This is a genomic window from Pseudomonas lalkuanensis (genome assembly GCF_008807375.1).
In the GTDB taxonomy this organism is placed as follows: domain Bacteria; phylum Pseudomonadota; class Gammaproteobacteria; order Pseudomonadales; family Pseudomonadaceae; genus Metapseudomonas; species Metapseudomonas lalkuanensis.
Genome location: NZ_CP043311.1, coordinates 3,749,733 through 3,759,948 on the forward strand (window position 1 = coordinate 3,749,733; position 10,216 = coordinate 3,759,948).

The following is a 10,216-nucleotide window of genomic DNA, read 5'->3' on the forward strand; positions in this document are numbered from 1 at the left end:
GTAATAGCTCTACCTAAAACACTATCCTAGAGAAAAATGAGAGGGCAGGTGCTATTATTCCTTCATCATCATACTTTTTCTGAAAGAATATTTTCCCAATGGCAAAGCGCACCGCCCCACTGCTGCCCGGATCTGATCGACTGCTCGCAGAGCTTGGCGAGCGCCTGGTACTTGCGCGCAAGCGTCGCAAGATCACTGCCAAGCAGATGGCCGAGCGGGCCGGCATGTCTCTGCCGACCCTCAGGTCTCTTGAGCAAGGCAGCGCCGGCGTGACCCTTGGTGCCTACATGGCCGTGCTGCAGGTCCTGGGGCTGGAAAAAGACATTGCTCAGATAGCTTTGCATGATGAACTTGGTCGCCACCTGCAGGATGCAGCCCTGTCACCGTCGAGGACGACTGCCAGCAAGAACAAGCCGGCCCCGCCACGCCAGCCCACTTCTCAACGAAGCGCCTCAAAACCGGCTGCGGGAGAGCTGATCAAGTCGGCAGTCGGTGAGCCCCAGCGTCCTGCGACGAAACGTCTCAAGACCGTTAAGCAAGCCCCCTCCCATGCCAAATCAGCCCGGAAAAAAGTCGTTACCGGCGCCGACCTGGCAGCTCAGTTGATGGAGGAACTCAATGGCTAGCCGGATCCTGGTCTTCGCCGATTGGGTGGGGCTCAATGGCCCGCAGAGCCTGGGTACCCTGCATTGCCAGCGCACACGCGGTACCGAGCGGTTCGAATTCGAATTCGCCGACTCGGCATTGGCTGGCCTGGCGCAACAAGCACTGCTTGATCCGCGGCTCCAGCCCTTCGCAGGGCGCCAGTTCCCCGCCCAGAGCGCCGCCACCTTCGGCATCTTCGCCGACGCCTCGCCTGACCGCTGGGGACGTTTGCTGATGCGGCGTAGACATGAACGGGATGTACGAGCTGGAGCTGCCGCAGAGGGCTCGAAGCTATTCGAGTCTGACCATCTGCTGGGTGTCCACGATAACTTCCGCGTAGGAGCCATACGCTTCAAGACGGATGTGAATGGCCCGTTCCTGGATGACCACCACGACATGGCGGCACCGCCCATGACCAGTATGCGCGAGCTTGAAGAGGCCTCCAGGCGCTTCGAACAGGGCGAGGACATGAGTGACGGCCGAGACTGGTTGAAGATGCTGATAGCCCCGGGCGGCTCACTGGGTGGCGCCCGGCCCAAAGCCAGCGTGGTAGATCCGGACAACAGCTTGTGGATCGCCAAGTTCCCCAGCAACAACGACGAACACGATGTCGGCGCCTGGGAAATGGTGGTCAATATCCTGGCCAACGCCTGCGGCTTGCGCGTGGCGGAAGCCACCGCAGGGAAATATGCCAGCAACCATCACTGCTTCATGGTCAAGCGCTTCGACCGCACCGCCACGGGCAAGAGATTACACTTCGCCTCTGCCATGACCATGACGGAGCATGTGGATGGCGATGACCACTCAACCGGCGCCAGCTACCTGGAAATCGCCGAAGTGCTGATACGGCACGGAGCCACGCCAGAAGCTGATCTTCAGGAGCTGTGGAAGCGCATCGTTTTCAACATGCTAGTCAGCAATACCGATGACCACTTGCGCAACCATGGTTTTATCCTCGTCCCAGGCAAGGGATGGCAGCTCTCCGCCGCCTACGATATGAATCCGGTGCCCTACTCCGACGGGCTGAAGCTGAACGTCTCGGAGTCCGACAACGCTCTCGACCTGGACTTGGCTATTTCTGTTGCCGGCTACTTCCGGCTCAAGCAGCAGGAAGCTCTGGAAATCATCGGAGACTTTCGCGCGAAGGTTCGACTGCTCTGGCGGCCTGCGGCCAAAAAGCTGGGCATCAGCGCGAAAGAACAGGAAAGAATGGCCTCGGCATTTCGCCTGGCCGAGTAGATCCAGATCACCACTGGATGCCGGCCACCTATGGAGATCGGCGGCGACCTGCTCACCCTCGAGACGGGCTTCGTGCAGGTGCATGTGTTCTGGAACAGATAACGCAGGCTGGGGGCACCAGGACTAGCCCGGCGCCCTTGTTTTTTGCGCCCCTGTCGATTCGGACACCCGCGCCCCCCCGGGAAACTAATGCACGGGTGCCGACACCAGACGACCCGCCTGACGCAGTCGCCCTGTGGGGCTGCTGATTCAGACCGTTACGGACTTACGTCTTTGCACAAATCCGCCGATCCGCTTCTACGGATTTACGGATGTGTGGGGAAGCGGATTTACGCTTTTACGGATTTACGGAAATCCGCCGATGCGGTTTTCCGGTTTTGCAGAAAGCCGTAGATCCGCCAATCCGTAGTGCTGCACGCACGGAGCTCTGTGTGTTTGTGTATCGCGGACGGGCACACGCATAGGTGGGCGTGCTCGGTCGGCGCCGAGACCTTGCGGGTATCAATCCACGCCGCTCTTACTTTCGCATTCGCCCAGACCTAACCCGACATGATCGAGCGCGCCGGCTGTCGCACGGTGCCCCTCCCACGTCAACGGAGGACACGGCATCACCTTTTGGCAAGCAATTCAGAGCGGCCAATCAGCTCACGGCTACGTTCGGGTTTGCGCGGTCCAGAGAAGCCGGCTTCTGCGATAGCAGCATCCAAACCGCGAAAATGCGGGGCTGCTTTGGGGCTGCGCAAGGTCTCCATGCCGACATTCCAGGCATGCACCATGTTTTTGGCAACATCGCGCCAGGCGGGTTCGTTTTTCGAGGCTTCGATGACCTCTTTTCCAACCTCTACTGCAGACTCGCAAAGCCGCTCGACCATGGACGCGTACTGGCGTGGTGGGATGCTGAGGACGGCTTTGAAAAACGACTCCAGCGAGCGGCCAGGCGTCCAGGTTTGCCTGCCACCAATGGATAGCCCAGGCGGGTTGTCGGCGAAACGTGAATAGGCTTGGGTGGTCACCAGGTCATAGACCGGGGTAAAGGTCACATCAGCACGAGAGGTGTAAAACAGGGCGATGTTTTTCGAGTGGCAGTCGGCATTGCGCACCACGTAGTTGGTCAGCAACTGCCAGCCCAAGTGTTCTCGCTGTGCATTGAGGCAATCTGCGGGGATGTAAGCCCGGGTGGCGTTCCAAACGCGCTCAGTGGTGGGGGCGTATTTTTCATGTGGCGGCAAGCCCAGTAGCCCACAGGCGTCTTCGACTCCGCAGCGAGGGATGCCTTGTTCGTCCACGTCGAAGCGATCCACCACCAGAATCTTGCCGTCCTCAGACATGCGGCATGCTGCGACGGGTACGACATTCAGCCGCTCCAGCACACGCATGGTGTAGAACTCGTTGAACCCAAGAAATGGGGTGGTGTCATCGGAGCCTTTGATGATGTGAAACCCAGTGCGCAGGGTCGGCTTTCCTAGTGGCTCCCGATGCTGGGCTGCATCTGTGGCAATGAATTTTGGTACGACACCCGATACCGCTACCCGAGCGTACTGTCGCACCAGTGCGGCGAATCGTTCGGTAGTGTTTTCCGCCTTGAGCAGGTGGCTTATCTCTAACGGCGCCATCTCGATGCCAGGCTGAATGCCCTCAGGTGTAACCGAGACTCTGCCGATGCCGGTGCCGCCTACCAGGCCCAGCAACGATAGATCGGTACCGTCGAGCAGCGGGCCGAACTCCTCACGGATGACGTTCAGCAAATACCCCTCGGGAAGGTTCTGCCGGAAAAATGGAAACAGATCGCGGGGCCAGCGCCATGGCTCTTCGCGAACGGGCATTGCCAGGCTGACAAAGTCTTCCAGGGCTGTTCCTGGGAGATATTTCAGGACGTACTCGTCTCGCTCCCGGTAGAGCTTGGCCACAAGCCTTGAGCGGACATGGACGTCGAGAATCATGGTTAACCTCTTCCAGAGCGTTGCTCGTTGAGAATGTCCTCAACCGTCCGTTCATGGCCGGCTTTTACCAGCTTCAAGTCAAAGCCTGCTGCTTCCAGAAGGCGAACAAGCGCCGAGACGCTCATATCGCCCTTGGCCAGTGTCTCCATGCGGGCGACTGTGGAGCGCGATACGCCTGCGCGGCTGGCCAATGCTTCTTGGCTTAGATTCGCGTCACTCCGCGCTTGCTTCAGCATTTCGGCGACATCGTATAGAGAGGACATTTGTAGCTCTTGGGCATCAAAAATAGGAAGTATGCGGGAGAATGTAGCCCTTGAGCCACAGGGCTAGCAATAGGCTGTCACGTGAATATGTGTCCCTGAGGCTACAAAATTTCTCGATAGACCGTTTTTTGTAGCATTTGAGCCACACTAGCCGATGAGTCCAAGAAAGACGCCTCTAGGTGTTTGGTAAGCCCGGCAGCCGCGATCACTTGCCTTGATCGTGCCGACGCCTGATTAGGCTGTTCTAAAAGACTGTATGGGATAACCTTGCGACACGAATCAACCATGACGCTGTGAACTGAACGATGGGTTTTGAACAACTAGCTGAGCTGCGTGACCGCCTGGTGAGGTGATTCGAATAGCAGCCAACGGCCGGTTAGCGACGGCCTCACTTCGACCGTCGCTATGCATGGTCAAACCTCTGTCTGTTCCGCCATTTCCAAGGCGTCGTCGACCTCAACTCCTAGGTATCGAACGGTACTCTCAAGCTTCGTATGGCCAAGCAGGAGTTGGACTGCCCTCAGATTCTTTGTCCTGCGATAGATCAGCGATGCCTTTGTGCGTCTCATGGTGTGGGTGCCATACATCGCTGGATCAAGGCCAATGGATTTCACCCAAGCTTTGACGATTCGTGCGTATTGCCGGGTGGAGAGGTGGTCTGAGGTATGCAGCCGGCTCGGAAAAAGGCAGTCCTCACTGTGAAGCTGGGCTTGATGTATCCAGATTTCGAGAGCAGCCCTTGTTTGCTCGGTAATCTCAAACTGCACAGGCCGCTGAGTTTTCTGCTGCATCACGATGGTTCGTGCTGACACATGCTCACCATGGGCAGCCGGATTCGCTTCGATCCGTGTCCATGACCTGAAGCACACCTTCGGCCGCCGGCTTCGGGCAGCCGGGGTAACGGAAGAGGACCGGAAGGCTCTACTAGGGCACAAGAACGGCAGCATCACCAGTCACTACTCGGCAGCAGAGCTGGGAAAACTGATCGATGAAGCCAACAAGATATCGGCGACGGACTCCCGTGGGCCGGTGCTGACAATACTGAGGAGGAAGGCAGGATGAAGAGTCCCGCAAAAGTCCCTGAAACGAAAAAGGCCAGTCGTTTCCGAACTGGCCTAAGTCGTTGAAGAATATGGTCGGGACGGAGTGATTCGAACACTCTACCCCTTGCACCCCATACTCTTATTTTGTGGATTTACATAGATCATCATAGACATCCACGAACAACAGGAAGCCTAGTAATTAAGAGGCTTACAGGCTATTTTACCTTCCCATAGCGTCCACTATCGTCCACCACCAGCCAAGCGTTTCGGTGGCACAAAAGTGGCACAAAATTCAGAGGCAAAGAATTTTACTAGGGGTAGAGAGTGGCCAAGCTGACGATCAAGCAACTGGAGGCTTTCACAGCTGAAGATCATGGAAAGGTCTTCCGAGAGGATGGAGGGCTGGTGGCCGAGGTGCGAGCTGGAGTGCGCGGAGTCACGGTTCAGTTCAGCTATGAATTCAAACTAGATGGCTCCAGAACTCGAAAGAGGCTGGGCAGCTGGCCGAAGAAAAGCTTGGCGCAAATCCGATCTGAGCGCGACGAAGCGCGGGCACTCGTCACGAAAGGCTTGCACCCTACCCTTGCCGCCAAAGCAGCCCGGATCGAGGCTCAAGCTGCGATTGCCACCACTATTGCTGAAGCAGAGCGTGAAGCCGCCGAAAACAAAACAGTGGCTGACCTGTTTGACGAATGGATACGCGATGGCGTCTCCCGCCAGGATGGCAATGCCGAATTGATTCGAAGCTTCAAAAAGGACGTGCTCCCCCTCATTGGCAGGAAGCCGCTGCGCAGCCTGACAGAGAAAGATCTGCTCACCGTCCTACGCTCGGTCAAAGCGCGTGGATTGAACCGTACCGTCGTGATTCGCAGCAAGGACATCGGCCAAATGCTGCGCTGGGGCGAGAAACGCAAGCCATGGCGCAGCCTAATGGCTGACGGCAATCCTGCCGACCTGATCGACGTGAGCAAGCTGCTCGACCACGACTATGAAGAACAGCGCGACCGGCTGCTTCCGCCAGATGAGATTCGCGAGCTGCGCGATATCTTCGAGCGCCTTGAGCGTGACTACGAGGCCTTGCCCGCCGGCCAAAAATACTCAGGTATTCGCCCGGTCAACCTGCGTGTTCAGTGCGCAGCGTGGATCTGCCTGAGCACGCTTTGCCGAATCGGCGAGCTACTCAAATCTGAATGGCGGCATGTGGATCTGGATAAAGGCACCTGGTTCATTCCAGCCGAAGCGACCAAAGGCCATAAGGGTAAGCGTCAGGATCACCACGTATTTCTTTCAGCCTTTGCCCTTGAGCAGTTCAAGCGGCTGCACAAAGAAACCAGCCATACACCGTTCTGCTTCCCTAGCAAAGATGGCGATAGCCACGTCGATACCAAGACGGTCAGCAAACTGATCGGAGACCGACAGTGTCGCTTCAAGAACCGCAGCAAGCCTCTGGCGGGCCGCCATCACGACGACTCGCTGGTGCTGAGCAAGGGCACCAAGGGTGAATGGACACCGCACGACCTGCGACGCACAGGCGCGACCATGATGCAGGAGCTCGGCGTCACACTGGAGATCATCGACCGCTGCCAGAACCACCTGCTGGGTGGCTCCAAGGTACGTCGGCATTATCTACACCACGATTACGCCAAGGAAAAGACCGAGGCATGGCGGTTGCTGGGCGAGAAGCTGGAGTCGATCCTCAGCGAAGCTGCAGTAGCTGCAGTAGCTGCAGCTCAGCCTCAGCTTCAGCTTCAGTAGCCAGCTTCTTTTTGGTGGCGAAAGGCCAAGACATACGCAGTATCGTCTGCGCGCTCATATCGGTAGAGCGAGACGTAACCTGAGTCACCAAACTCGATGCGTGAACTCACGCAGCTCCTGCAGATCTGAAAATGGACGCCCTACTTCCGGGCTTTCCTCCAATCGAGCGAATTGGGCTCGATTGCCTGCGCTGAACCTAGTTGGGGTACGGACGCTGGATCACATAATCGTGGGCCGCGAAGGTTGTACATCACTGGCGGAACAGCGCTACCTGTAAGGAGATAGAGATGAAGCTACTGCTACGCACCTTCGCCGCTGAATTCGTATTTGCCGGCATCCTCGCTGATTGCCTGGCAATGTTGCTGCTGGTGATTCTGATGGTGCGCTTTCCACCACTGATTCTGGTCGTGGCTATGGCCTTCTGGATCTGCCCAAAAGTACGCAATACAGCTCATTTATGACCAACAAAAAGGGTAGCCGAAGCTACCCTTTTCCGTGATCTACCTATGCCTGCAGAGCTACACCCAGCTCGTTAGATAGCTCATAGCGAGTTAAAAGCTCAGTATCTGCTTGGCGTGTGTATTTTGCGGAAAGTCCTGCCAACGTGGAGTTTGAGACCACGTCCGTATGCGGCACTAACAAATAAGACCACGGTTTACCACCCGTTTTCTTCGCATGAAACTCAGTCGCGATATGCGCCCAAAGCGCTGCGGTTTCTGCTTTGCGCAATACCGCCGCATCATTTATTTCATCCGCGCGCTTTGTTTCAATAATCAAAATGCGGTCTTGCATTTCAACCACAAAGTCCGGTTGGTAAGGTGAACCATCTGAGTCGTAGAGTTTGAATTGGTTGGGGCCAGGCTTCATCCAAAGCTTAACGCCACTTTCTTTTTCTAAGATCTCGCTCAGCTTACGTTCCGTGTCCGAATCAAACTTGGCCAATGGATAGCAGGACTTACTGAAACCACTAAAAATATAACGCTTAATCTCATTTAGCTTTGGCGGTGCTTGGCGAAAGTCCAATGAATATTGGCTGCCTGCATTTTCGAAGGTCTGCGGACGTAGATCCTGGAAAGCTGCACTCACAGTAACGCGATAATTAGTTTTTCCGCGCCACATATTTTTCTTCATATCAGCAAAGATCGCCTCTGCCATTTGCCGAGAGTGACCCTGAAGCACACTACGCAGCTCTTCGGGTTTATCGTACTTGGCCTGATAGTGAACCACCACTTGACCAGCCAACTCGTAAAGCACTTCAGCGTGCGAGTCGTAATCAATCTCTGGAAAGTCCATGAGCTTGGCAACGATATAGTTTTCTAAGCGCTCTTGTTGCTCATCATGGGCATCACCGGCAATGGACTGAGTTTTCTCTGTGCGCAAGACCTGAATCAACAACTCGCGAGAGAGCGGTTGATGGTTCCATTGCTTGAGATCCAGCTCGAACGATCTAAAGCCAAAAGACACATTTTGGGTCGGTGTGATGGTCAATGCCGGAATAGCAATAATCCGCTCAACAAACTGACTGCAAATTGTCTTCACGATTTCTTCAATTTTCGGTGTTCCAACCGGAAAGATCTCAGCTTGCGGTCTTTGCTCAGTTTGAATGGCCTGCACAATAGCTGCTTGCACTTCCGGCTTATTCAGGTCCGCAAGGCTTGCTACTTGTTTAGCAGTCTGCTGAACAACGATCTGAAGGGTCTTCTCGGCCACTTCCACTTCTTGCGCCGTTTGCAAAACGAAAGACGCTGGTGCTTCTGCAATACCAACAGAATTCGAGGGTTCCGGAATTTTGTAGGTAGTGCTTTTTTCACCACCCTCTTCTTTCGGCATCATGGATTGCACCAGATGCTGCACCACATTAGGTGTAGTGACGACCTCCGGTTTCGTTGCAGTGACATCTCCATCCTCACCAATAAACACTTGCTTGAGCTTCTTGGTAACGCCGTTTTCCGTTTTGGCCAGTTCAATCAATTCATTGAAGCGGTCGTGGGCAATCACGGTGAGCTGATCGACTTCAGCCACCCCCGTGCGTTTGCCATACGGCAATCGCAGACCGCGCCCTAAGGTTTGCTCGGTCAGAATATCGGAAGCTGATGCACGCAATGGAACAATAGTGAACAGGTTAGTAACGTCCCAACCTTCTTTGAGCTTATTAACATGAATAACAATATCGGTATCGCCGCTTTTTTCGATATTCAGCAAGCGCTGCGCATTCTCATCACTCTCCTCCCCAGAAGTCTTTGAGTGAATCTCGATCACACGGCCTTTGTAGCGGCCGCCGAAAAACTCGCCTGACTCTACAAACTGTTTTACCTCGGAGGCATGCGTGGTGTCCTTGGTCACCACCAGCATAAACGGCCGCACGATCGGCTTATCGTAGTTCTTGGCGTAGGTTTCCAGCGCTACCTTGACATGCTCGTGGTAGTTAACTCCATCCTCAAGCATGATGCGTTCCAGCGCATCGGCATCGACTGATTTCGGATTAAAGTTCGCCCGAGTACCAATGGCAGGCTCCTTCACATAACCGTCTTCCATCGCATCCGGCAAATCGTAACGGTACACCACGTTCCTAAACGGCTGAGGCTTGCTGCCAGTGGTTTTTGGCGTCGCAGTGACCTCAAGGCCCATAATGGGCTGCAATTCGGCAATGGCTTTGAATCCGGCGCTACCGCGATAACGGTGCGCTTCATCCATCAGCAGCACCAAGTCCTCAAGTTCAGACAGGTACGAGAAATAGCTGTCGCCGATGTACTCTTGTAGACGTTTAATACGCGGCGCTGCCCCACCTCGTACTTCGGAATTTATCTTTGAAATATTGAAGATATTGATGATTACGCTTTCACGACCAAAAAGGTCGTTACCGCGCACACCTCGACCCTCCTCATAGTTTTCCGCATTAACAATCAAAGGCGGAGTATGAGCAAAAGCCTCAATTCCTTTGAACACATATTTAGGACTACGCGGATCAAAATCGAACAACAGTTTTTCATAGATCGTCAGGTTTGGCGCAAGAACGAAGAAGTTCCGACTCTTGCCGATCATGTGCAAATAGCTAATGAACGCGCCCATTAATCGAGTTTTGCCGACGCCGGTGGCAACGGAAAAACAAACCGATGGGAAGTCACGCTCGAAGTCTGCAAAATCCGCATCAGTAATCTCACTGAATACCTGGCGCACCTGCTCCCGAGCGGCCTCTACATCAGTACCCTTTTTCGGATCAATCAGCCCTACGATTGTATCGAGGCGCCGCAGCGCTTCTGTCTGAGGGTTGCGTAACGAAAGACGCTGACTAATTTGGGCAACTACACGATCCTTGTTTATTTCAGTCATC

General features: G+C 54.9%; 7 protein-coding genes and 3 pseudogenes. 6 read left to right on the top strand and 4 right to left on the bottom strand.

The annotated features are described in order from the left end of the window. The first annotated feature begins 98 nt into the window (after positions 1–98). Positions 99–626 carry a helix-turn-helix domain-containing protein gene (locus tag FXN65_RS17520; RefSeq protein WP_151134765.1) on the top strand — a complete coding sequence of 176 codons (528 nt, stop codon included), beginning with the start codon at positions 99–101 and terminating at the stop codon, positions 624–626. After that, the gene (locus FXN65_RS17525; protein ID WP_151134767.1) at positions 619–1,884 is read left to right on the top strand and encodes a type II toxin-antitoxin system HipA family toxin; all 1,266 of its coding nucleotides are present in this window, start codon (positions 619–621) and stop codon (positions 1,882–1,884) included. Before FXN65_RS17520 ends, FXN65_RS17525 begins: the two co-directional genes overlap by 8 nt. A 608-nt stretch (positions 1,885–2,492) precedes the next feature. Here the strand turns inward: FXN65_RS17525 and FXN65_RS17530 are convergent. The 3 genes and pseudogenes from FXN65_RS17530 to FXN65_RS17540 all read right to left on the bottom strand — a co-directional run. Next, entirely contained in the window at positions 2,493–3,824 is a 1,332-nt protein-coding gene (locus FXN65_RS17530) for a type II toxin-antitoxin system HipA family toxin (RefSeq protein WP_151134770.1), read from the bottom strand. 2 nt (positions 3,825–3,826) lie between these two features. Continuing rightward, positions 3,827–4,087: a helix-turn-helix domain-containing protein gene (locus FXN65_RS17535; RefSeq protein WP_151134772.1), complete on the bottom strand. Its 261-nt coding sequence runs from the start codon at positions 4,085–4,087 to the stop codon at positions 3,827–3,829. Between the two features lie 413 nt (positions 4,088–4,500). Then, positions 4,501–4,917, bottom strand: a pseudogene (locus tag FXN65_RS17540) (tyrosine-type recombinase/integrase); the annotation flags it as partial. Between FXN65_RS17540 and FXN65_RS17545 the strand changes: the two are divergent. From FXN65_RS17545 to FXN65_RS27970, 4 genes and pseudogenes are all read left to right on the top strand, one after another. Continuing rightward, positions 4,907–5,149: pseudogene (locus FXN65_RS17545) on the top strand (tyrosine-type recombinase/integrase); the annotation flags it as partial. The pseudogenes FXN65_RS17540 and FXN65_RS17545 sit on opposite strands and share 11 nt — an antisense overlap. A 305-nt stretch (positions 5,150–5,454) precedes the next feature. Continuing rightward, a complete protein-coding gene (locus FXN65_RS17550; protein ID WP_151134774.1) occupies positions 5,455–6,885 on the top strand; it encodes a tyrosine-type recombinase/integrase in 1,431 nt (476 codons plus the stop codon). A gap of 187 nt (positions 6,886–7,072) precedes the next feature. After that, positions 7,073–7,162 (top strand): annotated as a pseudogene (locus FXN65_RS28295) (JAB domain-containing protein); the annotation flags it as partial. A 10-nt stretch (positions 7,163–7,172) separates the two neighbouring features. Then, entirely contained in the window at positions 7,173–7,346 is a 174-nt protein-coding gene (locus FXN65_RS27970) for a hypothetical protein (protein WP_178119353.1), read from the top strand. Positions 7,347–7,389: 43 nt separating this feature from the next. Here the strand turns inward: FXN65_RS27970 and FXN65_RS17560 are convergent, their stop codons facing one another. Further along, positions 7,390–10,215, bottom strand: a complete 2,826-nt coding sequence (locus FXN65_RS17560) for a DEAD/DEAH box helicase family protein (protein WP_151134776.1) — start codon at positions 10,213–10,215, stop codon at positions 7,390–7,392. Position 10,216: the final 1 nt, after the last annotated feature.